We start from the raw sequence: 24,315 nt of genomic DNA, 5'->3' as shown, positions 1-24,315 counted from the left end.
CATCCTTCCACGTCACCGCCGTGCCAAGCGATGACCGGACGCACAGCAAGGGGCGCGCACCGGCAGCGGTGCGCGCCCCATCTCGGCGTGAGGGTTTTCCCTACTTCTTCAGCTCCGCCGCCACCAGCTCCGCGATCTGCACGGCGTTCAGCGCGGCGCCCTTGCGGAGGTTGTCGTTGGAGACGAACAGGGCCAGGCCGTTCTCGACCGTCTCGTCGCGGCGGATGCGGCCCACGTACGACGGGTCCTTGCCGGCCGCCTGGAGCGGGGTCGGGATGTCGGAAAGGGCCACGCCCGGCGCGCCGGCCAGCAGCTCCGTCGCACGCTCCACCGACAGGGGACGCGTGAAGCGGGCGTTGACCTGGAGGGAGTGGCCGGAGAACACCGGGACGCGCACGCAGGTGCCGGAGACCTTCAGACCGGGGACCTCGAGGATCTTGCGGGACTCGTTGCGGAGCTTCTGCTCCTCGTCGGTCTCGTTCAGGCCGTCGTCGACGAGGTTGCCCGCGAAGGGGACGACGTTGAAGGCGATGGGGCGCTTGTAGACCTGCGGGTCGGGGAAGTCGACCGCCTCGCCGTCGTGGGTCAGCTTGTCGGCCTCGGCGACCACCTTCTGCGCCTGCCCGTGCAGCTCCGCCACGCCCGCGAGGCCCGAGCCGGACACCGCCTGGTAGGTGGCGACGACCAGCGCCTCGAGCCCCGCCTCCTCGTGCAGCGGCTTGAGTACCGGCATCGCGGCCATCGTCGTGCAGTTCGGGTTGGCGATGATGCCCTTCGGCCGGTTCACCACCGCGTGCGGGTTCACCTCGGAGACCACCAGCGGCACGTCCGGGTCCTTGCGCCATGCGGAGGAGTTGTCGATCACGACGGCGCCCTGCGAGGCGACCTTCTCGGCCAGCGCCTTGGAGGTCGCGCCGCCCGCCGAGAACAGCACGATGTCCAGGCCGGTGTAGTCGGCCGTCGCCGCGTCCTCCACCGTCACGCCGTCGAGGATGGTCCCCGCCGAACGGGCCGAGGCGAACAGGCGCAGCTCGGTGACCGGGAAGTCGCGCTCCGCGAGGATCCTGCGCATGACCGTGCCGACCTGACCGGTCGCTCCGACGATTCCGACCCTCACGGCGACTCCCTCTCGTGATCTTTACATGGGCGATGCTCTACCGAGGCTTTTCCATCATGCGGCCGACCCCGGCCCGCCTGTCCAATTCTTTGTACGGCGTGCCCGAGGAATGGGACGCGACGGCCCGGACGGCGGTTGCGGAACTGCGGCGTCCATCCCGCTGAGCTGCAGAAATTCAGCCGACGGGGGTCCCGCACCGCAAGCTGTGCTGCCCCGTGCCTGCCCCCGCCCCGTCCGGCGCACACGACGATGTGACGTACGCCCCATCGGGCGGGCGGACGAGGGAAAGGGCGGGCGCCCCACGGACGCCCGCCCACACAGCCGTAGGGAGCCCTACGGTGCGACCTTCTCGATCTTCACGCTGCCGGTGCCCGCGACCGTGCCGCGCGCGTTCACCAGCTGGACCTGGCCGAAGAACTCCCGGCCCTCGGGTGCCGGAGCGGCCGCGGTGACCGTGCCGGACACCGTCGCGGAGTCGCCCGTGCCGAGCTTGACCGGGGCCGAGCCGTCGACCGTGACGGAACCGAGCGCGGGGGAGAAGAACACGTCCCGGTAGTCGTAGGCGGTCGAGCCGGACGGGACCGAGTAGCCGACGATCTCGATGGTGTAGGTGCCGGCGGCCGGGGACGGCACGGAGACCGCCTCCTCCGAGTCGCCGTCGGCGGACTTGCCGACCTCCTTGCCGGAGGCGTTGTACACCGTCAGGTCGAGGTCGGCGGCCGTGTCCGAGACGCCCCCGATGGCGACGTCGAGCGAGGTGGCGCCGGACGGGACCTCCACCGTGATGGTCTGCTTCTCGCCGTTCTTGATGGTCGGCCGGGCCGTCTTCGACGAGCCGAGCGGGCCTCCGACCAGCTTGCCGTCGAGCGCGGCGTACTTGTTGGTCACCTTCCAGGAGGCGGCGGCCGGGGTGCCGACCTTGGCCTCGGGCACGGTCACGGTCTCAGGGTCGAAGGCCGCGCCGAGGACGGTGACGTCCAGCGTGTACGGGTTGTCGAGCAGCGGCGAGGTGCGGCGCGACTCGACCTCGATCTCCCAGACACCGGCCTGCGGGTCCGCGTACGAGCGCACGTCGGGCTTGCAGCCGTTGCCGTCGAGGTAGTTGTTGTAGCAGTACGGGGTCGAGGTGTTGTCGACCGGGACGCCGTACGGGTGGATCGCGATGAACCGGGTCTGGCTCTTGTCCTTCAGCCCGCCGATCGCCACCTCCAGCGACTTCGCGCCCTCGGGCACGGTCAGGAAGTACGACCGGCTGCTGTTGCGCTGCACCGAACCCGACGCCGAGTAGGTGTACGTGACCGGGGTCGACACCACGACCGTGGTGAGGATCTGCTTGTCGACGCCCTCGGTGAACGGGTCGTCGACCTCGAGGATCGCGCTCTTGATGCCCGCCGAGCGAGGCGCGGCCTGGACCGTCACGGTCACCGGCTGGTTCAGGGGCAGCATCACCAGGGGCGAGCCGAGGAGGCGGAAGGTGTCACCCGCGTTGTTCTCGAAGCGCAGCGTGTGCCAGACCGGCCTGTCGGAGCCGGAGGTGCGGGTGACGGTGATGTCGTACGTCTTCTTCTCGCCCGCCTTGAGGCCGCCCTCGCGGTCGTACAGGCCGGTGCCGAAACCGGGGGTCTTCAGCGCGTAGTCGATCGCGGTGTCGACCGGGGCCTTCACGGTGTAGTCGTGAGAGGCCGCCTCGTCGCGGATCGCGTCCCAGGCGTCGACGATGTTGATGCGGCCCGCGCCCTCCTCGTACGCCTGCACACCCTTGATGTGGTCGGCCGTCGAGGTCAGCGCGGTGCGCAGCTTCGCGGGCGTGAGGTCGATGCCCTTCTGCTTGGCGGCGGACAGCAGCAGCGCGCTCGCGCCCGTGGCCTGCGGGGAAGCCATCGAGGTGCCCTGGAGCATGGAGTAGCCGGCCGGCAGCGAGTAGCCCGCCTCGGCGACCGGGGAGCCCGGCAGCCAGGTCTGGGTGGTGTTGATCGCGGCGCCGGGCGCGACGAGCGTCGGCGTGAAGCCGCCGTCCTCGCGCGGGCCGCGCGAGGAGAAGGGCATCATCTGGTACTTCTTCTCCACGACCGAGCCGTAGTTGGCGGCCCAGGTCTCCTTGGAGATGGCCGCGCCGACCGAGATCACCTTGTCGGCGAGACCGGGGTCGCCGATGGTGTTGGCGCCGGGGCCGGAGTTGCCCGCGGAGATCACCAGCTGGACGCCGTAGGTGTCGATCAGGCGGGTGTACAGCTCGGCGCGCGCGTTGTTGCCGTCGTTGAGCGCCGGCAGGCCGCCGATGGACATGTTGACGATGTCGACGCCGCGGTTGACGACGAGGTCGATCATGCCCTCGGTGAGGGCGACGTTGGTGCAGCCGCCGGTCCAGGTGCAGGCCCGGGAGGAGACGATCTTCGCGCCCGGGGCGGCGCCGTTCATCTTCCCGCCGAACAGGCCGTTGGCGGCGGTGATGCCGGCGACGTGGGTGCCGTGCTCGGACTCGATGACGCCGATGTTGACGAAGTCGGCCTTCTTGCCGACCCAGGACCCGCCGTAGGGGTCCATCGGGACGTCCTTGCGGACCTGCACGACGAACGGCACCCGCTCGACGACGTCCGTCTTCGGGTCGTCGGTGCCGAAGTAGCCGACCTGGAAGCCGTCCTTGTACGGCTTCATCGGCGTGTCGTCGGTGAAGTCGTTGTCGTTGTTCAGGTCGACGGTGACCGTGCCGGCCGCCGGGTCGTAGAGGACGCCCCAGATGTCGGTGGTGTCGCCGTCGCGGTTGAGGTCGCCCTTCTCGTCGCCGCCGGTGGTCGCGGACTCCTTGAAGGTGCTGATCTCGTACGAGCCCGCCGGGGCTGTCCAGGTCTTCTTGTCGTAGGTGAAGCTGGGCCCGGAGACGGCGGTGAGCATCGGGCGCCAGGTCGCGTCGCCGTCCACGATCGGGTCGGTCGCGGTGACCCAGTCGACGATCTTCCGCTCACCGGTGGTGGTCTTCTGCAGCGCCGGATGGCCCAGGTCCACGCCCGAGTCGAGGATGCCGATCGTGATGCCGCGGCCGTCCGCCTTCGGGTGCTCCTGCACGAAGTCGACGGCACCCGTCTCGAAGGACGGGTTGTACGGGTTCTCGGCCGGGGTGTTCTTGCCGGGGGCCGGGTAAGTGGCGTCCTTCGCGCCGGACTTGGCGCCGTCCGCGCTCGGCGAGGGGTCGTCGAGCGGTATCTCCCGCTTCAGGTCGATGGCGTGCACGGAGGACAGCTTCTCGGCGGCGGCGATCGCCGAGTCCGCCTCGGCCGTCGGGACGGTGGCGCGGACGTAGCCGAGCTTGTCGTAGGTGCGGCCCACGGAGCCGCCCTTGACCGCGTCGAGTTCCTTGGCGACCTGCTCGGTCTGCCCGGGCGCGGTCGCGACCATCATGGTGACGTTCTTGGCGCCGTCGGCCTTGGCCTCGGCGAGCAGGTCCGCGTCGTCCGAACCGAGCTTGGCGCTCGCGGACTTCACGGCGGGGTCGGCGTCGGCCGGCGGGTGGTCCGCGGAGAAGGCCAGGGGTATAGGCCCGGCCGCGGAGAGCGCGGCCACGAGACCGGCGGTCACGGCGGCGCGGGCCACGCGTCTCGCGCCCGATGTCGGGGCGCGGTGAGGGTCGGTGGTCATCGGCATCCCTTGTAGGTAAAGGAACGTGGGCGGTGCGGCCGGAATCCGACAGTGGATCGGTCCTGACCGCAGTCGTCCGGATGTCGGGTCCGGGTGACCGCTCAGCTTTACCCGAGAGACAGATGTTTGGGGAGAGTTGACCGAGACGGGGTGGACTCATGGCGTAATCCCGCCATGCGCCATCGGGGACGTACGGGACCAGGACGGGACATACCTGATCCGGCTGCGCCCCTACGCGCGTAGCGGCGCGGCTCGGTCCACGCGTGTGCGCGCCGAGTGACGGGCCGCCTTCGCGCGGTCGCCGCGGGCGGCCGCGGCGCCGACCCCCCGCCCGGACAGGCACCGGCCGGCCCCGCCTCGGCGCGCTAACGTCCGTCCATGCGACGGAACTTGAGGGTGGCGGCCTACGCCGTGTGCGTCCGTGACGGACAGCTCCTGCTCGCCCGCTCGCCGGGCTTCGACGGCACCCCCGAGTGGGTGCTGCCCGGCGGCGGCATGGAGCACGGCGAGGACCCCTACGACACCGTCCGCCGCGAGGTGACCGAGGAGACCGGCTACGGGATCCGGGTGACCGGCCTCCTCGGAATCGACTCCCGCCGCCACCTCTTCCGGCGCCGCGGCCTGGAGCCCGCCACCGACCACCAGGCACTGCGGCTGATCTACGAGGGAGAGATCGTCAGCGGCGGACTCCGGCACGAGGTGGGTGGTTCCACGGACTTCGCCGCCTGGCAGGACCTGGACGCCGTGCCCGGACTGACCCGGGTACGGCTCGTCGACGTGGCACTGCGGCTGTGGCGCGAACGGCCGGCCGACGGACACCTCGCAGTTCTTGAGACTCCTCCCCTTCCTCAGGAGGTGAACGAAGAGTGACCGTGTCTCGTCAGGGGCGGGCGGCCGTCACCCGTCCTTCGGTGCCGTCACCCGGCCTTCGGTGCCAGGACCAGCTCCGCCCCCTCCACGACGGGCTCCCGTGGCCCCGTCGAGCGGTTCGCGGTCGTCGGGCCCTGCGGGGCCGGGCCCGTGAAGCGGAAGGAGAGCGCGGCGAGGAAGCGGCGGCCCCGGTCCCAGTCCGTCGGGACCGTCGCGGTCACCCGGGCCGTGCCCGAGGCGGCCGTGCGGTCCAGCAGCGCGGTGGCCAGGGGCCGGGCCGCTCCCGTCCCCCACAGGGAGCGGTGCAGCAGGAACAGGCCCACCGCGCAGGCGTCCGGGTCCGGGTGGCGCAGCACCGCGTCGACGATCCCCACCACCGGGCCGTCGGTGTCCTCGGTCACGACCAGGACCCGTTTGTCCTGCCAGTCGGCGCCCGGCGGCAGGCTGTAGTACAGGCTCTGCAGATCGGCGGGGCCCGAGGGCAGGCCGGTGGCCGCCTCGAAGTACTCCGTGCTCGCCTCGAACAGGGACGTCACGCCCGGCTCGTCGTCGGGCGTGGCCTCGCGGACGGTGTAGCGGCGCCCGTCCTCCGTGGTCACGGTGATCGGCTCGGTCATCGGCTCATCGTCACATCGGCCGCCCCCCCTGGCCACCGAAAATGTGGTGAGCCACTGGATCACGGTGTACAAGACCGACGAATTACGGCGTAACCCAGTCGACCCGGACATGAGACGCCCTGTTCATCCGCCCGAAACTTTTGTGCCGCCTCATAGCGACCAACCCGCTGTTCACGGGGATGGTTCGACACTTGTGCAAGGCGGGTGGTCACGTGCGCGTAAGGCACGAGCTGCGCGTGCTGTCGGTCTACGACGGCTTCTTCTCCGGGGGCGCCCGGATCCTCCACAGCGACGTCGTCCTGGGGCTGCGCGAAGGCGGCCAGCACCACCGGGTGCTCAGCGTCCACGGGGAAGTGCTCCGTGAGGCGACCCGGCAGGCCATGCGGGACGACGCCTGCTACCGGTCGCTGACCGCGGCCGGGGTGGAGGTCACGTCCCTGGGCCGTACCTTCGGGCTGAGCGGGGTCCCGGCCGTCGATCCGGCCGCCTTCAGCGGGCCGGAGCTGGCGGAGACCGCACGGGCGATGGCCGGGGCCGACGTCGTCCTGTCGCTCAAGGAGCAGCCGCTCGGCCTGCTCAACCAGGCGGGCCTGCCGCGCCGCCCCGTGATCGTCTGCCTGCACCGCTCCGACCCGGAGAACCAGGGCGGGGCGCTCGCCGAGCTGAAGGCCGCCATCGCCGACGGCACCGTGGTCGCCTGCGTCTGCTGCGCCGAGTCCACCCGGGAGGCCTACCGGGCCGCCGGGATCCCGGCCGAGCTGCTGCACGTCATCCCCAACGGGGTCGACCTGCTGCGGTTCCGGCCCGACCCGGGCCGGCGTCTTCGCACGCGGGAGGCGCTCGGCATCCCGGACACCGCACCGGTCGTCGTCTTCGCGGCCCGCTACGACGCCATGAAGAACGTCCCGCTGTTCCTGCGCGCCGCGCACGCCTGGCTGCGCCGTGAGCCCGCCGGGCACGTGCTGATGTGCGGCGCGGGCATGACCGGGGACCAGCCCGGGCTGGCCGCCGACATCCGGGAGGTCTTCGGCGACGACACTCGGCTCACCGAGCGGCTGCACGCGCTGGGTGTCCGGCGCGACATGGAGACCGTCTACGCCGCCTCCGACGTGGTGGCGCTGACCTCGTCCTGGGGCGAGGCGGCCCCGCTGTGCCTGATCGAGGGCATGATGTGCGGGGCCGTCCCGGTCGCCACGGACGTGGGGGACAGCGCGCTGATCGTGTCCGGGCACGGCTACCTCACCCCGCCGGACCCCGACGCGATCGCCCGGGCCTGGACCGAGGCCGTCGCCGCCCGCATCGACCTCGCGCCCGTCCTCGCCCGCAGCCGCGAGCGTTTCAGCCGCACCCGCATGATCGTCTCGTACGCCGACCTCATCGACCGCGTCCACGCGGAGGCGATGAGGCCCACCCCGCCGGAGCCGGAGCCCGCGCTCCCCGAACCGCCCCTCCGGGACCCGCTCTGACGGTCACCGGTGTCCCCGGGCCGAATCGGACCCGCACACGAGGAGGGGCCGCCGACACCTGTCGGCGGCCCCTCCTCTCCCCTCCTCGTGTCACCCCGGTCGGTCACCGGGGCAGCACCTCCACCGGCGCGGCCGGCTCCCGGTCCAGGGACGCCATGAGCGCTGTACGGACCACTGTCGCCTGCTGCTCCAGACAGTCGCGGAGCTTCTTCGGCGTCAGGTGGACGACCGTGATGCCGAGCCGCTCCAGCTGCTCGCGCTTGCGGGCGTACTCCGACCACAGCGCGTCCTCGTCGTGGCGGGGGGCGCGGGTGTCCAGTTCCAGCGCCACCGCCTGTTCGGGCCAGTACGCGTCCAGGCCGCCGAGGTAGGGGCCGCCCGGCAGCCTCAGGTCCACGTTCCAGACCGGGTCCGGCAGGCCGTGGTCGCGCACCATCCGGTACAGGCGGTCCTCCGCGACCGCTCGGCTCTCCGCCAGCAGCGCGTCCACGGCGTCCACCACGTGCGGGCGGCTCAGCAACCTCGCCTGGTTCAACTCCCGTACCAGCGCGGCCGGTTCGCAGTGCCCGTCGCGGACCGCCTCGGTCAGCAGGCGGCGCACGACCGCCGCGTCCGGCACCTCGGCCACCGCGTCGGCCAGGGCGCGCGTGACCGGGGCGACGGGCACGCCGGTCACCAGCCGCGGGTCGGGCAGCGACGGGGTGCGGACCACCCGGGCGCAGCCGGTGCTGCGCAGCCGGCGCGTCCGCGGCACCAGGACGTCGATCTTCTCGAGTGACGACAGCCCGGGCGCGGAGCCGAAGCCGTACAGAGCGAGCGCGGCCAGCCCGGTGACGATCGCGTCCGTGTACGGCAGCGGGCCGTGCGGGCTGCCCGCGCCGGGCTGGGCCGGGACCGCGGGCACGGGGTCGGCGAGCGAGGTACGGGCCGCGTAGAGCAGCACTCCGTGCAGGCGTTCCTCGGAGGTCGGCGGGCCGGGGTGCAACAGGTACACACCGGGCAGGAACTGCTGCCAGGGGCCGCCGGGCCGGCACTTCCCGGTGGTCTCGGCGGCGGTCACTCCGTGGGCGCGCAGCTGGGCGGTGGTCAGCACCCGGCGCTGCGCGTCGGACAGATGGCGGAGGGGGCGGGGGGAGAGCGGGGTGTTGTGGTTCATGATCCCGGGTTTCCCGTCCCCGGTCCGTCCTCTAACCGCTGTTACACGCCTGTCGACAAATGCGGACAACAAGGCGCTAAAGTACGTGCGTTCGACTGCCGAAAGAGGCTGGTCCGGACGGGGGACACGGCAGGTTACGGGTTCCGATACTCGTATTTCGTCACTGTCGTCCCGCCGCGCCCGTCAACCGCTGTCCCCGGCGTCGGCGGGCCGCCCGCCAACCGCCGTCCCCGGCGCCGGTGAGCCCCGCCCGCCAACCGCCGTCCCCGGCGCCGGTGAGCCCCGCCCGCCAACCGCCGTCCCCGGCGTCAGCCGGCCGCCGCCGCGTCGCAGGCCTGCCCCCGCAGGGCGCGCGCCAGGTCGTCGCGCGCCTCCAGCACCAGCCGTCGCAGCGCCGGCGGGGCGTCCTCGTGCGCGGCGAGCCACGCGTCCGTCGCCTCCAGCGTCTCCGGCGAGTCCTGCAGCGCCGGGAACAGGCCCCTGACCACGTGCATCCCGATCTGGATGGACCGCTCCGCCCACACCCGCCCGATCGCCGCGAAGTACTTCTCCGTGTACGGCGCGAGCAGCTCCCGCTGGGAGGGCTGCACAAAGCCCGCGATGGTCGCCTCGACGAGCGCGTTCGACAGCGTGTCGGACTCGACGACCTGCGCCCACGCCTGCGCCTTGACCGCCGCCGAGGGGCGCGCGGCCAGGCAGCGGACCTGGTGGCGCTTGCCGGAAGCCGTGTCGTCGCGGGCCAGCTCGGCGGCGAGCACCGACTCGTCGGCCGCCCCGTGCGCCGCCAGCGGCCGCAGGAACGCCCAGCGCAGCTCCTGGTCCACGTCCAGTCCGTCGATCTTGGCCGTGCCGTCCAGCAGACCCCGCAGCAGCCGCAGATCGGCCTCCTGGGACGCCACCGTCGCGAAGAACCGCGCCCAGGTCAGCTGGTGCTGGCTGCCCGGCTCGGCCTGCCGCAGCTCGCGCAGCGCGCCCTCGGCGAGCAGCCGCCCGCCCGTCTCCCGCCACGCGGGCGCCGCGTAGTACGTCAGCGCCGAGTCGGCCCAGGTGTGCAGCATCTGCAGCACGCCGATGTCGGACTCCCGGCCGGCGAACCGCAGCACCAGGTCGACGAAGTCCCGCGCCGGCAGCAGCGCGTCCCGGGTCATGTTCCACAGCGCCGACCAGCACAGCGCACGGGCCATGGGGTATCCCCCGCTCGAAGAGCTTGGGGAAGGTTCGGTGATGTCACCGAGACGGTCCTTCAGGGTCTCCAGCGAGGTGTCGTCGAAGCGGATCTTGCAGTAGGTGAGGTCGTCGTCGTTGACCAGGACCAGCTCCGGCGCCCCGGCGCCCGCCAGTTCACCGACGACCGTCCGCGGACCGTGCACGTCCACCTCGGCGCGCGCGTACCGTACGAGCGCGTCGCCCTCGGTGCGGTACAGGCCGACCGCCACCCGGTGGGGGCGCAGCTCCGGATGGGACTCGGCCGCCTCCTGGAGCACCGACAGCTCCGCGATCCGCCCGTCCTCACCCAGCAGCACCTGCGGAGTCAGGGAGTTGACCCCCGCCGTCTGGAGCCAGGAGCGCGCCCAGGACGCCATGTCCCGGCCGCTCGTCTCCTCCAGCACCGACAGCAGGTCGGTCAGGCGCGTGTTGCCGTACGCGTTCCGCTTGAAGTAGCGGCGCGCGCCCTCCAGGAACGCCTCCCGACCGACGTACGCCACCAGCTGCTTCAGTACGGACGCGCCCTTGGCGTAGGTGATGCCGTCGAAGTTGAGTTTCGCGTCCTGAAGGTCGCGGATGTCCGCCGTGATCGGGTGCGTGGAGGGCAGCTGGTCGGCGCGGTACGCCCACGCCTTGCGGTTGTTGGCGAAGGTGATCCAGCCGCTCGTGAACCGGGTCGCCTCCACCAGCGAGAACGAGCCCATGAAGTCCGCGAAGGACTCCTTCAGCCACAGGTCGTCCCACCAGGCCATGGTCACCAGGTCGCCGAACCACATGTGGGCCATCTCGTGCAGGATCACATTGGCCCGGCGCTCGTACGACGCCCGGGTGACCCTGCCGCGGAAGACGAACTCCTCGGTGAAGGTCACGAGCCCCGGGTTCTCCATGGCGCCGAGGTTGTACTCGGGCACGAACGCCTGGTCGTACTTGCCGAACGGGTACGGGCAGTCGAAGTGGTCGTGGAAGAAGTCCAGGCCCTGCTTGGTGATCAGGAAGACGTCGTCCGCGTCGAAGTGCCGGGCCAGACCCCTGCGGCACATCGCGCCGAGCGGGATCTCGAGGGTCGTGCCGTCGTCGAGGGTGCGGGTGTAGGTGTCGGTGACGTAGTGGTACGGGCCCGCCACGACGCAGGTGATGTACGTCGAGATCGGCTTGGTCTCCGCGAACCGCCACACCCCGTCGTGCTTCTCGCCGGCGCCGTTGCTCCACACCGTCCAGTCCTCGGGGGCGCGGACCTCGAAGCGGAAGGGGGCTTTGAGGTCGGGCTGCTCGAAGTTGGCGAAGACGCGGCGGGCGTCGGCGGGCTCGTACTGGGTGTACAGGTAGACCTCGCCGTCCTCCGGGTCGACGAAGCGGTGCAGGCCCTCACCGGTGCGGGAGTAGGCGCACTGGGCGTCGACCACCAGCTCGTTCTCGGCGGCCAGGTCCTCCAGCAGGATGCGGGTGCCGTCGAAGACCTCGCCGGGGTCGAGGTCCTTGCCGTTGAGGGACACCGCGGTGACGCTCGGGGCGATCAGGTCGGCGAAGCAGGCCGCGCCCGGCTCGGCGCAGCGGAAGCGGATCGTGGTGACCGAGCGGAAGGTGCGCGGCTCGTCCGCGCCGCCGGGTGTCTCGCCCACGGCGGAGCGCAGGTCGAGCGACACGTCGTACCCGTCGACGGACAGCAGGGCGGCCCTCTCTTGGGCCTCGTCGCGGGACAGGTTCTCACCGGGCACGGGCGGCACTCCTTGGCGGCTGCTGGGTGGCACGGACAGGACCGATCCTGCCATGCGCCCCTGACCTGGGGCAGCAGGGAATACGGCCGGGGTGCGAGGGAATGACGTGGGCGGCTCACCGGTTGTTGACGAATGAACGTCCATGTTTCCGAGGAGAGCCATGCCCGAGACCGCGACCGCTTCCGGCAAGACCCCCGTCGACTTCTGGTTCGACCCGCTGTGCCCCTGGGCCTGGATGGCCTCCCGCTGGGTGCTGGAGGTCGGGAAGGTACGTGACATCGAGGTCCGCTGGCACATCATGAGCCTGGCGGTGCTCAACGAGGACAGGATCGACCAGCTGCCCGAGGACTACCGGGAGATGCTGGCGACCAAGGCGTGGAAGCCGGTGCGCGTGGTGACGGCGGCGTGGCAGAAGCACGGTGCGGACGTCCTCGGGCCGCTGTACACCGCGCTCGGCACGCGCTTCCACAACCAGGACGAGGGCCCGACGCTCGAGGCGATCGCGGCGGCGCTGGAGGAGGCCGGTCTGCCCGCCGACCTGATCGACTACGCCGAGCAGGAGGACTTCGAGTTCGATGCGGAGCTGCGGGCCTCGCACAAGGAGGGCATCGAGAAGGTGGGCCAGGAGGTGGGCACGCCGGTGATCGCGGTGCCGGGCCCGGACGGGGAGCAGATCGCCTTCTTCGGGCCGGTGGTGACACCGGCGCCGATGGGCGAGGACGCGGTGAAGCTCTGGGACGGGACGCTGGCGGTCGCGTCGGTGCCGGGCTTCTACGAGATCAAGCGGACCCGGACGAAGGGGCCGGACTTCAGCAACCTGTAGTCCTCACCGCCGGGTGCCGCTGAGGCCAGGCGGACAGGGCGCCGCAGCCACGGCCGGTGCGGCGCCCTTTCCCGTATCTAGGACTCCTCCGGCAATGTCGCCCCCGTCCTCCAGTGGTCCTTGCGCTGGATGCGCCGGCAGCCGGGGCGGGCGCAGCGGTGGTAGTCCTTCGCGACGAAAAGGTGGCCCTCCAGGATCGGCCGGAGGGCCTCCTCGGCCGCCGCCTTCTCCGCGTCTCCCTCCAGCTCCCGGAAGTCCTGCATGGTGTCCCCGCACTTGGGACACCGCCGGTATGCCCGGTAGGTCATGGTTGTCTCCTCGTTGTGCCCGATCACGCCAGGGAGTGCGCCGGGGGCTCCCCGCGCACCCAGCGGCCGACCTCCTCCGCCGCGATCCCGGCCGCCTTCTCGGCCGCCGCGCGGCTCGACCCGCCGAGGCGCGGGGTCAGCACCAGCCGTTGTGCCAGAGCGAGGAGCCGGGAGTCCGGCGGCAGCGGCTCGTGCGCGTACGTGTCGAGGGCCGCCGCCGACAGCTGCCCGCTCTCCAGTGCGTCGCAGAGCGCGTCCTCGTCCAGCAGATCCCCGTCCGCCGCGTTCACCACCACCGCGCCGCGCGGCAGCAGGGCCAGCTCGCGGGCTCCGATCAGGCCCCGGGTCCCGGAGGTGAGCGGGGCGTGCAGGGTGATCACCCGGGAGCGGCGCAGGAGGTCGTCGAGCGAGCCGATCCGCAGCCCGTGCACCTCCCCGCGCACATACGGGTCGCAGACCATCACCCGCGCCCCGAACGCGCACAGCACCCGCGCGACCCGGCTGCCCACCGCGCCATGACCGATCAGGCCCACCGGCAGGTCCTCCAGCTCCGGGCCGGCGTGCTCGTACGCGGGGGACGCGGGGCCCTGCCACCTCCCTCGCCGGGTCAGGAATTCGTGGGCCTCGGGGATGCGGCGCAGGGCGGCCAGCATCAGGCCGACCGTGAACTCGGCAGTGGCCGCCGCCTCGCCGCCGGGCGCACGGCACACACGGACGCCGTGCGCCTTCGCCGCATCCAGGTCGACGTTCACCGGGCCGCCCCGGCACACCACCAGCAGCCGCAGCTCCGGCGCGGCGGCCAGCACCCGCTCGGTGACCGGACCGCCGCGGGTGACGAGGACCTCGGCGTCCGCCAGCGCCTTGATCAGCTCCTCCTCGGCGTCGCCCGCGTCCTCCGCGAACACCAACTCCCTTACCTCGCAGGGATGTTCGTCCAGCTCGTGGTGTATGGCCGCCGTGATCAGCGACGGCAGGACGAAGCGGTCACCCGCGGCCACCACGCGTACCGGGTCGGTCGACTCCATCGGCTCCCCTTCCCGTCCCCGTCCCCTCGTGGGAACGGCTTGTCGACCGAGGGTGATCCCGAGGTGGCGGACCGTCAATCCCACGTGCGGCGGAGAGAGGAACACCGGGCGCCAGGCCCCGGCGTCAGCCCTTGGCGCGCGCCCTCTGCCAGGCGTAGCCGACGGCTGCCAGGAACAGGGTCATCCCGCCCGTCGAGTACAGCTGTACGCGGGTGTCCGGCTGCCGCGCCATCAGCACGAAGATCGCCGCCATGCCGGCCAGCGCGAGCCACGTCAGCACGGGGAACGCCCACATCCGCACGACCGGCTTGCCGGGCGCCTCCCGCTCCAGGCGGCGGCGCAGGCGCAGCTGCGAGACCGCGATGAAGCCCCAGACGACCAGGATCACCGCGCCGATCATGTTCAGCAGCCAGGGGAAGACGTCGTCCGGCCGCCAGTAGCTCAGCACCACGCACACGAACCCGAAGACCGAGGACGCCAGCACCGCGATCCGCGGGACGCCGCCGGAGACCCTGCCCAGCGCCTTCGGGCCGTGGCCGCGCTCCACCAGCGAGTACGCGATGCGCGAGGACCCGTAGATGTTGGCGTTCATCGCGGACAGCAGCGCGACCAGCACCACCACGTTCATCAGCTGCCCGGCACCCGGGATGCCCAGGTGGTCGAGGGCGGCCACGTACGGGCCCTTCTCGACGACCTCCTTCGCGTTCCACGGGACCAGCGTGACGATGACCGCCATCGAGCCGACGTAGAACACCGCGATGCGCCACATCGCCGTACGCACCGCGCTCGCCACGCCCTTGACGGGGTCCTGCGACTCGGCCGCCGCGATGGTGACGGTCTCCAGGCCGCCGTACGCGAACACCGACGCGAGCAGGCCGATGACCAGGCCCTCGCTGCCGTGCGGCAGGAAGTCGGTCAGGTGCGAGGCGCCGGGGGAGTCGGTGCCGGGCAGCACGCCCGCGATCGCCAGCACGCCGAGCATCAGGAACAGGGTGATCGCGCCGACCTTCAGCGCGGCGAACCAGAACTCGAACTCGCCGAAGTTCTTCACGGCGGCCAGGTTCGCCCCGCAGAAGACCAGCATGAACAGCGCCACCCACGCCCATTCCGGGGTGCCGGGCAGCCAGCCGGTGACGATCTTCGCGGCGCCGATGCCCTCCAGCCCGACCGCCGTGCACAGCAGCACCCAGAACGACCAGCCCGCGGTGAAGCCCGCCCAGGGGCCGATGGCCCGCTCGGCGTGCGCGGAGAAGGAGCCCGACGACGGGTAGGCGGCCGACATCTCGCCGAGCATCCGCATCACCAGCATGACGAGCAGACCGGAGACGGCGTACGCGATCACGATCGACGGCCCGGCGGCGGCGATGCCCGCGCCGGACCCGACGAACAGACCGGCGCCGATCACGCCGCCGAGGGCGATCATCGACAGATGGCGCTGCTTGAGGCCGTGGGAGAGGGAGACGTCGTCGGTCGGCGGCGTCTCGACGGTAGTGCTGCTGGGCATGGGCGCGGCTCGTCCCGTACGTGAGAGGGGGCAAAACGCCCACAGTGTGGGCAGCCTCCCCGATCGGACGGAGAGGCTGCCCACTATCCGGACGCCGTATGTACGAAGGGTGACGTGTCGGTTACGCGGCGACCGGTGTGTAGTGCGAGGCGTCGCCCTCGATGGAGTAGCTCTCCTTGCCCTCGATGCCGACCGGGACGTCACCGGCGACGGTCACCCGGTGCAGCCGGCGCGGCTGCCCGTCGTAGTTGTCGATGGCGTAGTGCTGGGTGATCCGGTTGTCGAAGAGCACCAGCTCGTTCTCCGCCCAGCGGTGGCGCAGGATGTTCTCCGGGCGGGTGACGTACGCCTGGAGCAGGTCCAGGATCTTGCGGGACTCGCCGACCGACAGGCCCACGATCCGCTGCGCGAACCCGCCGATGAACAGCCCGCGCTCCCCGGTCAGCGGATGGACGCGGACGACGGGGTGGGCGGTGCGGTACTTGATCGAGGTGAACTGGGCCCGCTGGGCGGCCTTCTCCTCGTCGATCTCCTCCTCCGGCACCGCGTAGTCGTAGTCGTTGGTGTGCTCGGCCCACAGGGTGTCGGCCAGGCGGCGCAGCGGCTCCGGCAGGTCGCGGTAGGCCGCCGCCGCGTTGGCGATCAGGGTCTCGCCGCCGTAGGGCGGGATCGTGATCGAGCGCAGGGTGCTGGCCTGCGGCGGGTTGAGGACGAAGGTGACGTCGGTGTGCCAGTGGTTGGCGCGGCCCCGCTCGCTGTCCACGGGCAGCACGTTCGGGGCGCCCTCGACGGCGCCGACCGTCGGGTGGGCGGTGGTGAGGTCGCCCAGCCGGCGGGCGAAGGCCTGCTGGCCCTCGTCGTCCAGGTCTCCGGCGTCGAAGACGAGCGCCTTGTGGGCGTTCAGGGCCTCGCGGATCGCGGTGACCTGCTCCTGGTCGAGCGGCTTGGTGAGGTCGACTCCGGAGACCCGGGCGCCTATGCGTGCGGTGACCTTGGTGATCTCGAGGGACATGGCGGGTCCTTTCAGGCGGTGGCGAGTGCGGGGGATGGGGGTCCCCCCTGTTCGAGCGAAGACGAGAACTTGGGGGAGTACTGGTTGGCGGGGCGGGGGAGGCCGTAGCGCTCCCGCAGGGTCTGGCGGGGGCCGTACTCCGTGCGCAGCAGGCCGCGGGTGCGCAGGATGGGCACGACGTGCTCGACGAACGCCTCCAGACCCGAGGGCAGCACGGCGGGCATGATGTTGAAGCCGTCGGCGGCTCCTTGCGTGAACCAGGTCTCGATCTGGTCGGCGACCTGCTCGGGCGTCCCGGCGAAGGTGAGGTGCCCGCGCCCGCCGCCGAGCCGCCCGATCAGCTGCCGTACGGTCAGCCGCTCCCGCCGGGCCAGCTCCACGACGAGCGTGTAGCGGCTCTTGGCGCCCTCGATGGCGGACTCGGGCGGCAGGTCGGCGGGGAGCAGGGCGTCCAGCTCCAGGCTCCCGGGCTCCAGGTGCAGCAGGCTCTCCAGGCGGCCCACCCCGTGGTCGTACACGATGTGGTCCTCGAGGAGCTGCTCGGCGGCTCTCGCCTCGGCCTCCGTCGAGCCGAGCACGGGGACGATGCCGGGCAGCACCTTGATGTGGTCGGGGTTGTGTCCGGCCCGCTCGGTGCGGGACTTGAGGTCGGCGTAGAAGGCCTGTGCGCCCTCGATGGTCTGTTGGGCGGTGAACACCGCCTCCGCGTACCGCGCGGCGAACCGCTTCCCGTCCTCCGAGGATCCCGCCTGCACCAGGAGCGGGTAACCCTGCGGGGTGCGCGGCACGTTGAGGGCGCCGGCGACGCTGAAGTACCGCCCCTTGTGCCGGGGCGGGTGGATCTTGCTGTCGTCGCCCCAGACGCCGGCCGCCTTGTCGGCGACGATGGCGTCGTCCTCCCAGCTGTCCCAGAGCTTGAGGGCCACGTCGAGGAACTCGGCGGCGCGGGCGTACCGCTCGGCGTGCGCGGGCTCGGCGTCCAGGCCGAAGTTGCGGGCGGCCTCGGCGCCCGCGGTGGTGACGATGTTCCAGCCCGCCCGGCCCCCGCTGATGATGTCCAGCGAGGCGAACTTGCGGGCCAGGTTGTACGGGGAGTTGTAGGAAGTGGAGGCGGTGGCGATCAGGCCGATGTGCTCGGTGGCCGTCGCCAGCGCGGTCAGCAGGGTGAGGGGTTCCAGGGCGCCGGCCGGCCGCTGGGCGAGGTTGTTCCACAGCTGTGGGCCGTCGGCGAGGAAGAGGGAGTCGAAGGTGCCGCGCTCGGCGATCCGCGCCAGGTTGACGTAGTGCGCGAGGTCGACGTGCGCGTAGGGGTCGCTCTCCGGGAGCCGCCACGAGGCCTCGTGGTGACCGGTGTTCATCAGGAACGCGTTGAGGTGGAGCCGGCGGGTCATGCGTGGTCCTCCGTGACACCGAGGGCGGCCAGCAGCCGCTCGCGGTATTCGCCCAGGACCGGCTCGCGGTAGGAGCGCGGATGCGGGCGGTCGATGGTCAGGTCGAGGCCGATACGGCCCTGGTCCAGGACGAGGACGCGGTCGGCGAGGACGATCGCCTCGTCCACGTCATGGGTCACGAGCAGCACGGAGGGCCGGTGGCGCTTCCACAGCTCGCGCAGCAGGTTGTGCATCTTGATCCGGGTGAGTGCGTCCAGTGCGCCGAACGGTTCGTCGGCCAGCAGGAGTTCGGGCTCGCGGACCAGGGAGCGGGCCAGCGCGGCCCGCTGGGCCTCACCACCGGACAGCTCGCCCGGCCAGGCCCGCTCGCGGCCCTCGAGGCCCACCTCCGCGAGGGCGGCTCGGCCGCGCTCCTCGGCGTCCTTGCCGTCCAGGCCCAGCAGGACGTTGTCCAGAACGCGGCGCCAGGGCAGCAGCCGGGAGTCCTGGAAGACCACCGAGACCCGCTCGGGCGCGGTGAGCTGCCCTCCCCCAAGCTCTCGGCTTCGCTCGAGCAGGGGGGACCCCCATCCGGCCACCCCGTGGTCGAGTCCGGCGACGGCCCGCAGCAGGGTGGACTTGCCCGAGCCGCTGTGCCCCAGGAGGGCAGTGAACTGTCCGGCGGGCAGGTCGAGGTCGATGCCGTCGAGGACCGCACGGCCGTCGAACGACCGGGTCAGACCACGCAGTTGGACGGCGGGCCGGGTCAGCTGCTCAGTGTGCGGCGCCATGACAGCACCCTCCGTTCGATGAGACGGACCACGCTGTCGGAGACCAGGCCGAAGACGCCGTAGATCAGCAGGCCGACCAGGATGACGTCGGTCTGGCCGTAGTTCTGCGCCTGGAACATCATGTAGCCGAGGCCGCTGGTGGCGTTGATCTGCTCCAGGACCACCAGACCCAGCCAGGAGCCGGTCACGCCGAGCCGGAGTCCCACGAAGAATCCGGGGAGCGCGCCGGGGATCACCACCTGCCGGATGAAGGTGAACCTCGACAGGCCCTGCACTTCGGCGAGTTCGACGTACCGGCTGTCGATGCCGGACAGCGCGGAGTGCGTGTTCAGGTAGATGGGGACGTAGACGACGATCGCGATGATGGCGATCTTGAAGGTCTCGCCGATGCCCAGCCAGAGGATGAACAGCGGGATCAGGCCTAGGGTCGGGATCGCCCGGTTGAGCTGCACGGTCCCGTCGATCAGCGCTTCCCCGGTCCGGCTGAGCCCGGAGGCGAGCGCCAGCAGCACGCCCGCGGTCAGGCCGATCGCGAACCCGTACGCGGCCCGCCTCAGCGAGGTCAGCACATCCGTGGACAGCGTGCCGTCCGTCCACAGGTGGCCGGCCGTCTTCAGCACCGTCCAGGGCGCCGGGATGGCCCCCGGGTCGAGCGCTCCGGCGGCCGAGGCGGCTGCCCACAGGGCGAGGAGCACCAGCGGGCCGATGAGCCGGGCGGCGGGGAGCTGACGCCCGGGGGAGAGCCGGCGGCGCCGCCGAACCTGTGGTAGCTCCTCCGTGGCCGTCGCCGGCACGGCCGTCGTCGTCGTTGTGGTCACGGCGCTCACCTCCGGTACTCCGCCGGTACGGCCCTGGCGGCGATGGACTCGAAGCGGTGGTCGAAGAGCGAGGAGACGTCGAACTTCTTCACGAAGTCGCCCTCGGCGAGCAGATCGGCGGTCTCCTGCTCCCACTTGATCGCCTCGTCCCAACTTGGCGGGAACAGCGGCTTGTTGGCGAGCGCGGCGATGGACTTGGCCTGCTCCAGGGTCAGGTTCTGCGTCTTGACGTAGAACTCCTCGTTCCAGGCGTCCGGGTGCTCGTACTGCCACACCTGGCCCTGGGCCCACTCGGGGATGTACGCGGCGATCGCGGCGGCCTTCGCCGGGTCGTTGAGCACGGACTGCGGCGCCCACAGCAGGTTCAGCAGGTCGACGACGTCGGTGCTGATGGTGTGGGCGCCCCTGGACCCGTACTGCTTGAGATAGGCGGGTGCCTGGTTGTTGGCGAGCGGGGCCACGTCCACCTGCCCGGACTGCAGGGCGGTGAGGAACTGGTTGCTGGTCAGCGGGACCAGCTTCACGTCGTCGTACTTCAGGCCCGCCTTCTTCAGCGCCCGCAGCAGCACGACACCCTGCGCCTGACCCTGGGAGAAGGCGAGCCTCTCGCCCTTGAAGTCCTCGACCGTGCGGATGTCGCTGCCGGGTTTGGTGGCGAAGAGGTAGTTGGGCTTGCGGGTGATGTCGATCGCCACGATCTTCGCGGCGAAGCCCTGGTAGTGCGCCTGGATCGGCGGGATGCCCGCGTTGTTGGCGAGGTCCAGGGACTTGGCGCGGAACGCGTTGATCACGTCAGGGCCGGCCCCGATGTTCACCCAACTCGACACCGTGAACGGCAGCTTGGGCAGCCTCGCCAGCTTGAACTGCAGCTGCTGCTGGTTCTGGTACGAGGCGATCTTCAGGCTGGTGCCGGCCGGGACCTTGTCGGCGAGCGGCTTGGTGGCGGCGCCCTCGGTGTCGGCGGCGGCACTGCCGCCCGCGCAGCCGCTGAGCCCGGCCACGGCGGCGGACGCGCCGAGCAGGGAGGTGAGAAACAGGCGGCGGTCGAGACCGGAAACAGATGGAGAAGGCATGGGAGGACTCCCTGGATGCACGGAGCGGAACGGAGCAGAAAGGCAGGAGGAATTCCGGGCGGGCCGCATGCCGGAAGTGGGGAATCCCGGACGGGAAGGGTGCCGGAAGAAGTGAACTCACGCAGACGGAAACACGCGCTTCATGCGCGGCAATGTGTCAGCAACAGAGGGTGCGACAGCTCGTGAGCGGGTTCATGAGCAGGATGTTCCCGGCCATGGACGACCCCTGTCAACATTCCGAGTTTCTGAATTAAATAGCCTCAGGTGATGCGCCCAGTGGGTCCCGGAACAGCACGTCCAGAACCACGGAGCCGCCCGCGACCGCTAGCACGGAATCCGGGAAACTGGTCGGCACGACGGCCGCAGCCCGGCTTATTCCGGCCGCTTCCCGCAGTGCCTGCAAGCAGTCCTCGAAGTACATGACGCCCACCTCGGTCACCACGACCGTCTCCGGGTTCAGGACGTCCAGCAGCAGCGCGGCCGCCCGCCCGGTCGTCCGGGCCCGTTCCCTCAGCAGCCGCCGCGCCACCGCGTCCCCGGCCGCCGCCGCGGCCACCACGTGCATCGGATTCACCCCGTCGATCACCCCGGCCGCCCGGGCCCGCCGGCACAACGTCCGCTCGCTCAGCTCGACCTGGAGGCAGCCGGTACGGCCGCACGCGCACGGCTCGGTGCCGCCCGGCACCGGAAGGTGGGCGATCGCCCCCGCCTGGGAGCGGGGCCCGTGGTGCACCTCGTCATTGGTGGCGAAGGCCGCGTCGACCACGTTGCCCACGAACAGGTGCAGCACGCTGCGGCTGCCCCGGGCCCGCCCGAACAGCCGCTCCCCGTTGACCAACGCGCGCGCGTGCCCGTCCACGTGGACCGGCAGCCCGGTGCGGGCCTCGAGCAACTCCCGCACCGGCACCTCGCGCCAGCCCAGCAGCTCGTGCTCGACCACGGTGCCCGTCTCCCGGTCCACCCAGCCGCCGACCGCGACCCCGACCCCCAGCGGTCCGCGGCCCGGCGCCTCGGCGAGCAGTGCCGCGAGTCCCTCCGCGGCCCGGGCCAGCACCCAGCCGGGATCCGTCCGCTCGTGCCTCACCTCCCGCCGGGCCACGACGCGACCGCGCAGATCGAGCAGCGCGACCGTGGTGTACGGCACGGCCACATGCACCCCGCAGACCAGGAACCGCTCGGTGTCGAGATCGACGGGCACATGGGGCCGGCCCACCCCGTTCGAGCGGCGCGGGGCCACCTCCTCACGGATCAGCCCCAGCCGGGTCAGCCGGGCACAGTGCTCGGTCACGGACGCGGGCGACAGCCCGGTCAGCCGGGCGACGGTGCTGCGCGCGACCGGCCCGTGCTCCAGCACGGACCGCAGCACGACGCTGGCGCTGGTACGCCGCCGGTCGCTGTCGGCGGCACGGGGAACGGGGGAGACAAGAGTGGATGCCGCGGTACGGGGCATGGAGAACCGTCCTCGGGAACGGGGCCGACACGTCTCGGAAGGCTCGAGGCGCGCCGGAGCCCGCCCCTACACCGGGCGGCGACAGGTGGCCGTGCCCTGGCGTCGCAGGTCGACATAGCGACGCGACGTGAAGTTCCGGGCCTGGGCAACCATGCGTTCGAAGCTAGCAAAACGGCCCACCGCTGCCCAGACGGTGACCGACGGGCGAGACGAGCCCCTCGGGGCTTTGGCGGGACCCTACAGTTCCCGGTCGCTACCGGAGTGTGAGGGGAACGTCTTCATCTCAGTGACCGGTCTCACGCCTGCCCATGTGTAAGGAGCACCCTTTGTGCGAAGTTCACGAACGCGCCGTTCCACCCTTTGTCGACCGCCGATGGTGATCGGCTCGAGGGCACTGGGATAGCGTCACGCTGTCCCGACGTGTCCACACCACCCCGCGGAGTCCCCATGAGCACCGCCACCACTCTCGCCCGCCCCGGCACGGTCCTCGCCGACCTGCTGCCGACGTCCCGCGTCCGCGACGCGGCCCTCGTCATCGGCGGCGCCGTGCTCACCGGCCTCGCGGCCCAGCTGTCGGTCCCGGTGCCCGGCTCCCCTGTGCCGGTGACCGGCCAGACCTTCGCCGCGCTGCTCGTCGGCACCGCGCTCGGGGCCCGCTGCGGCTTCCTCTCCCTCGCCCTGTACGCGCTCGCCGGTGTGGCCGGCGTGCCGTGGTTCGCGGGCGGCGCCTCCGGCGCGGGGGCCGTCTCCTTCGGCTACGTCATCGGCATGCTGCTCGCCTCGGCGGCCGTGGGCGCCCTGGCCCGCCGCGGCGCCGACCGCTCCCCGCTGCGCATGGCGGGCACGATGGTCCTCGGCGAGGCGGTCATCTACGCGGTCGGCGTCCCCTACCTGGCCCTGGCGGCCCACCTCTCCTTCTCCCAGGCGGTCGCGGCCGGCCTCACCCCGTTCCTGATCGGTGACGCCCTCAAGGCCGCCCTGGCGATGGGCGCGCTGCCCACCGCCTGGAAGTTCGTCAGCAAGCGCTGACGCCGTAGTTCCTGCGGAAGAGGTTCGCCGGGTCGTAAGTCTCCTTCAGCCCGGCGAGCCTCTTTCGCGTTTCCGGGTCGTACAGCCCGGCACCCCGGTCCCCGGCCCCGAAGGCGAAGTTGAGCGAGCGGCCCAGGCGATCGTCCGCCAGCAGGGCGAACGCCGGGTCCAGTACGGCCCGCGCCTCCTCTCGGTCGCCTACGGTCAACAGCCGCAACAGGAACCGCCCTTCGCGATACGGCACCGCGTTCGGCGCGGGCCGGGCCAGCGCCCCGCCCAGGTGATTGACCTGCACGACACACATCAGGGCCGCCTCGGGCCCGGTCCGCTTCAGCAGTTCCCCGGCCCGTTCGACGTCCAGCTCCCGCAACACCGCGCTGTCGCCGTAGTAGGCGTGCGGGAAGTCCGGGTCGCTGTGGATGGTGTGGCTCTCGGCGTACGGCATCTCGCGCAGCGAGTCCGACAGCACCGGCCCGATCTCCCGCAGCGGGGCCGTGAGCCGTTCGCCGTCGGCGCCCGTGTGGGCGACCCTGATCGAGACGAGGTACCGGCCGCGCAGGTGCGGCGGCAGCGCGGGCAGGTCGGGGTACGGTACGGCGGCGAAGGAGGAGGTCAGCGAGTCCGGCACGGTCCGCGTCCACGCCTCGTACGCGCGCAGCACGGCCGCGGGGTCCACCTCGCGCCCGTCGAAGGCGAGCGAGCCGCCGTACAGCGTGCGCACCGGAACCAGGCCGATCTCCAGCTCGGTCACAATGCCGAAGTTCTGCCCCGCGCCCAGCAACGCCCAGTACAGGTCGGGGTCGGAATCCGGGGTGACACGGCGGAGTTCGCCGTCGGCGGTGACGACCTCCAGCCACCGCACATGGTCGGCCGCATACCCGAACTCCCGTGCAAGGATGCCGAGCCCGCCGCCCAGGGTGTACGACACCGCGCCCACGCCCGGCGCCGAGCCGTTGAGCGGCGCCAGCCCGTACGGCTCGGCCGCCGCGACCACCTGCCCCCAGCGCACCCCCGCCTGCACGCGGGCCGTGCGCGCCTCGGGATCGATGGTGAGCCCGTCCAGCCGCCGGGTCGTGATGAGCAGCCCGCCCTCGTAGCCCCCGGGCAGCCCGTGTCCGGTGGCCTGCACGCCCACCGGCAGGTCCTCGGCGGCCGCGTACCGTACGGCGGCCACCACGTCCGCGGTCGACCGGACGGGCGCGATCACGGTGGGCCGTTGGGCGAACCCGGTCTGGAATCCGGCGAGTTCGTCGTGGTAGCCGGCGTCGCCGGGGCGGAGCAGGGTCAGGTCTGCGCGGTTGTCCGTGTAGGTCATGCCACGCATGATGGCCG

The 24,315-nt window shown here is 71.7% G+C and carries 19 protein-coding genes; 4 read left to right on the top strand and 15 right to left on the bottom strand.

Going from position 1 to position 24,315, the window contains the following annotated elements:
• Nucleotides 1-100: 100 nt before the first annotated feature.
• The gene (locus AB0N14_RS06300; protein ID WP_366024535.1) at nucleotides 101-1,117 is read right to left on the bottom strand and encodes an aspartate-semialdehyde dehydrogenase; all 1,017 of its coding nucleotides are present in this window, start codon (nucleotides 1,115-1,117) and stop codon (nucleotides 101-103) included.
• A gap of 333 nt (nucleotides 1,118-1,450) precedes the next feature.
• Nucleotides 1,451-4,750: a S8 family serine peptidase gene (locus AB0N14_RS06295; RefSeq protein WP_366024534.1), complete on the bottom strand. Its 3,300-nt coding sequence runs from the start codon at nucleotides 4,748-4,750 to the stop codon at nucleotides 1,451-1,453.
• 378 nt (nucleotides 4,751-5,128) lie between these two features.
• On the opposite strand from AB0N14_RS06295, the gene AB0N14_RS06290 reads away from it, so the two are divergent.
• Nucleotides 5,129-5,620 carry an NUDIX hydrolase gene (locus AB0N14_RS06290; RefSeq protein WP_366024533.1) on the top strand — a complete coding sequence of 164 codons (492 nt, stop codon included), beginning with the start codon at nucleotides 5,129-5,131 and terminating at the stop codon, nucleotides 5,618-5,620.
• Nucleotides 5,621-5,667: 47 nt separating this feature from the next.
• Here the strand turns inward: AB0N14_RS06290 and AB0N14_RS06285 are convergent, their stop codons facing one another.
• Nucleotides 5,668-6,237 carry a GNAT family N-acetyltransferase gene (locus tag AB0N14_RS06285; protein WP_366024532.1) on the bottom strand — a complete coding sequence of 190 codons (570 nt, stop codon included), beginning with the start codon at nucleotides 6,235-6,237 and terminating at the stop codon, nucleotides 5,668-5,670.
• 236 nt (nucleotides 6,238-6,473) lie between these two features.
• Here AB0N14_RS06285 and AB0N14_RS06280 point away from each other — a divergent pair, with 236 nt between their 5' ends.
• Nucleotides 6,474-7,703 (top strand): glycosyltransferase, encoded by a 1,230-nt coding sequence (locus AB0N14_RS06280; protein ID WP_366024609.1) that lies wholly within the window; start codon nucleotides 6,474-6,476, stop codon nucleotides 7,701-7,703.
• A 103-nt stretch (nucleotides 7,704-7,806) separates the two neighbouring features.
• On the opposite strand, the gene AB0N14_RS06275 is transcribed toward AB0N14_RS06280, so the two are convergent.
• Both AB0N14_RS06275 and pepN read right to left on the bottom strand, forming a co-directional pair.
• A complete protein-coding gene (locus tag AB0N14_RS06275; protein ID WP_366024531.1) occupies nucleotides 7,807-8,859 on the bottom strand; it encodes a hypothetical protein in 1,053 nt (350 codons plus the stop codon).
• Between the two features lie 308 nt (nucleotides 8,860-9,167).
• Nucleotides 9,168-11,780 (bottom strand): aminopeptidase N, encoded by a 2,613-nt coding sequence (pepN, locus tag AB0N14_RS06270; RefSeq protein ID WP_366024530.1) that lies wholly within the window; start codon nucleotides 11,778-11,780, stop codon nucleotides 9,168-9,170.
• A gap of 160 nt (nucleotides 11,781-11,940) precedes the next feature.
• On the opposite strand from pepN, the gene AB0N14_RS06265 reads away from it, so the two are divergent.
• Nucleotides 11,941-12,603, top strand: a complete 663-nt coding sequence (locus AB0N14_RS06265; protein ID WP_366024529.1) for a DsbA family protein — start codon at nucleotides 11,941-11,943, stop codon at nucleotides 12,601-12,603.
• Nucleotides 12,604-12,680: 77 nt separating this feature from the next.
• On the opposite strand, the gene AB0N14_RS06260 is transcribed toward AB0N14_RS06265, so the two are convergent.
• The 9 genes from AB0N14_RS06260 to AB0N14_RS06220 all read right to left on the bottom strand — a co-directional run bounded on the left by AB0N14_RS06260 (nucleotide 12,681) and on the right by AB0N14_RS06220 (nucleotide 21,954).
• Nucleotides 12,681-12,911 (bottom strand): hypothetical protein, encoded by a 231-nt coding sequence (locus AB0N14_RS06260; RefSeq protein WP_366024528.1) that lies wholly within the window; start codon nucleotides 12,909-12,911, stop codon nucleotides 12,681-12,683.
• 23 nt (nucleotides 12,912-12,934) lie between these two features.
• A complete protein-coding gene (locus AB0N14_RS06255) occupies nucleotides 12,935-13,936 on the bottom strand; it encodes an NAD(P)-dependent oxidoreductase (protein WP_366024527.1) in 1,002 nt (333 codons plus the stop codon).
• Between the two features lie 124 nt (nucleotides 13,937-14,060).
• Nucleotides 14,061-15,440: an amino acid permease gene (locus AB0N14_RS06250; RefSeq protein ID WP_366024526.1), complete on the bottom strand. Its 1,380-nt coding sequence runs from the start codon at nucleotides 15,438-15,440 to the stop codon at nucleotides 14,061-14,063.
• A gap of 121 nt (nucleotides 15,441-15,561) precedes the next feature.
• Nucleotides 15,562-16,452 carry a TauD/TfdA family dioxygenase gene (locus AB0N14_RS06245; protein ID WP_366024525.1) on the bottom strand — a complete coding sequence of 297 codons (891 nt, stop codon included), beginning with the start codon at nucleotides 16,450-16,452 and terminating at the stop codon, nucleotides 15,562-15,564.
• Nucleotides 16,453-16,463: 11 nt separating this feature from the next.
• On the bottom strand, nucleotides 16,464-17,843 hold the full coding sequence (locus tag AB0N14_RS06240) for an LLM class flavin-dependent oxidoreductase (RefSeq protein ID WP_366024524.1): 1,380 nt from the start codon (nucleotides 17,841-17,843) through the stop codon (nucleotides 16,464-16,466).
• Nucleotides 17,840-18,613, bottom strand: a complete 774-nt coding sequence (locus tag AB0N14_RS06235; protein ID WP_366024523.1) for an ABC transporter ATP-binding protein — start codon at nucleotides 18,611-18,613, stop codon at nucleotides 17,840-17,842. The genes AB0N14_RS06240 and AB0N14_RS06235 overlap by 4 nt, the downstream gene beginning before the upstream one ends.
• Complete coding sequence (locus tag AB0N14_RS06230; RefSeq protein ID WP_366024522.1) at nucleotides 18,589-19,440, bottom strand: ABC transporter permease; 852 nt, start codon at nucleotides 19,438-19,440, stop codon at nucleotides 18,589-18,591. Before AB0N14_RS06230 ends, AB0N14_RS06235 begins: the two co-directional genes overlap by 25 nt.
• A complete protein-coding gene (locus AB0N14_RS06225) occupies nucleotides 19,437-20,504 on the bottom strand; it encodes an ABC transporter substrate-binding protein (protein WP_366024521.1) in 1,068 nt (355 codons plus the stop codon). The genes AB0N14_RS06230 and AB0N14_RS06225 overlap by 4 nt, the downstream gene beginning before the upstream one ends.
• Before the next feature lie 250 nt (nucleotides 20,505-20,754).
• On the bottom strand, nucleotides 20,755-21,954 hold the full coding sequence (locus AB0N14_RS06220; protein ID WP_366024520.1) for an ROK family transcriptional regulator: 1,200 nt from the start codon (nucleotides 21,952-21,954) through the stop codon (nucleotides 20,755-20,757).
• Nucleotides 21,955-22,401: 447 nt separating this feature from the next.
• On the opposite strand from AB0N14_RS06220, the gene AB0N14_RS06215 reads away from it, so the two are divergent.
• On the top strand, nucleotides 22,402-22,983 hold the full coding sequence (locus AB0N14_RS06215) for a biotin transporter BioY (protein WP_366024519.1): 582 nt from the start codon (nucleotides 22,402-22,404) through the stop codon (nucleotides 22,981-22,983).
• Here the strand turns inward: AB0N14_RS06215 and AB0N14_RS06210 are convergent.
• Complete coding sequence (locus tag AB0N14_RS06210; RefSeq protein ID WP_366024518.1) at nucleotides 22,970-24,298, bottom strand: FAD-binding oxidoreductase; 1,329 nt, start codon at nucleotides 24,296-24,298, stop codon at nucleotides 22,970-22,972. The two genes, AB0N14_RS06215 and AB0N14_RS06210, sit on opposite strands and share 14 nt — an antisense overlap.
• Between the last annotated feature and the right edge of the window lie 17 nt (nucleotides 24,299-24,315).

Source organism: Streptomyces sp. NPDC051104 (assembly GCF_040682835.1).
In the GTDB taxonomy this organism is placed as follows: Bacteria; Actinomycetota; Actinomycetes; order Streptomycetales; family Streptomycetaceae; genus Streptomyces; species Streptomyces cynarae.
This window is presented reverse-complemented; position numbering and strand designations above follow the sequence as displayed.

Excerpts from the sequence above, each read along its gene's own strand:
- AB0N14_RS06295 (WP_366024534.1), bottom strand. The coding sequence starts at position 4,750 with ATGACCACCGACCCTCACCGCGCCCCGACATCGGGCGCGAGACGCGTG.
- AB0N14_RS06290 (WP_366024533.1), top strand. The coding sequence starts at position 5,129 with ATGCGACGGAACTTGAGGGTGGCGGCCTACGCCGTGTGCGTCCGTGAC.
- AB0N14_RS06285 (WP_366024532.1), bottom strand. The coding sequence starts at position 6,237 with ATGACCGAGCCGATCACCGTGACCACGGAGGACGGGCGCCGCTACACC.
- AB0N14_RS06275 (WP_366024531.1), bottom strand. The coding sequence starts at position 8,859 with ATGAACCACAACACCCCGCTCTCCCCCCGCCCCCTCCGCCATCTGTCC.
- AB0N14_RS06265 (WP_366024529.1), top strand. The coding sequence starts at position 11,941 with ATGCCCGAGACCGCGACCGCTTCCGGCAAGACCCCCGTCGACTTCTGG.
- AB0N14_RS06260 (WP_366024528.1), bottom strand. The coding sequence starts at position 12,911 with ATGACCTACCGGGCATACCGGCGGTGTCCCAAGTGCGGGGACACCATG.
- AB0N14_RS06255 (WP_366024527.1), bottom strand. The coding sequence starts at position 13,936 with ATGGAGTCGACCGACCCGGTACGCGTGGTGGCCGCGGGTGACCGCTTC.
- AB0N14_RS06250 (WP_366024526.1), bottom strand. The coding sequence starts at position 15,440 with ATGCCCAGCAGCACTACCGTCGAGACGCCGCCGACCGACGACGTCTCC.
- AB0N14_RS06245 (WP_366024525.1), bottom strand. The coding sequence starts at position 16,452 with ATGTCCCTCGAGATCACCAAGGTCACCGCACGCATAGGCGCCCGGGTC.
- AB0N14_RS06240 (WP_366024524.1), bottom strand. The coding sequence starts at position 17,843 with ATGACCCGCCGGCTCCACCTCAACGCGTTCCTGATGAACACCGGTCAC.
- AB0N14_RS06235 (WP_366024523.1), bottom strand. The coding sequence starts at position 18,613 with ATGGCGCCGCACACTGAGCAGCTGACCCGGCCCGCCGTCCAACTGCGT.
- AB0N14_RS06225 (WP_366024521.1), bottom strand. The coding sequence starts at position 20,504 with ATGCCTTCTCCATCTGTTTCCGGTCTCGACCGCCGCCTGTTTCTCACC.
- AB0N14_RS06220 (WP_366024520.1), bottom strand. The coding sequence starts at position 21,954 with ATGCCCCGTACCGCGGCATCCACTCTTGTCTCCCCCGTTCCCCGTGCC.
- AB0N14_RS06215 (WP_366024519.1), top strand. The coding sequence starts at position 22,402 with ATGAGCACCGCCACCACTCTCGCCCGCCCCGGCACGGTCCTCGCCGAC.
- AB0N14_RS06210 (WP_366024518.1), bottom strand. The coding sequence starts at position 24,298 with ATGACCTACACGGACAACCGCGCAGACCTGACCCTGCTCCGCCCCGGC.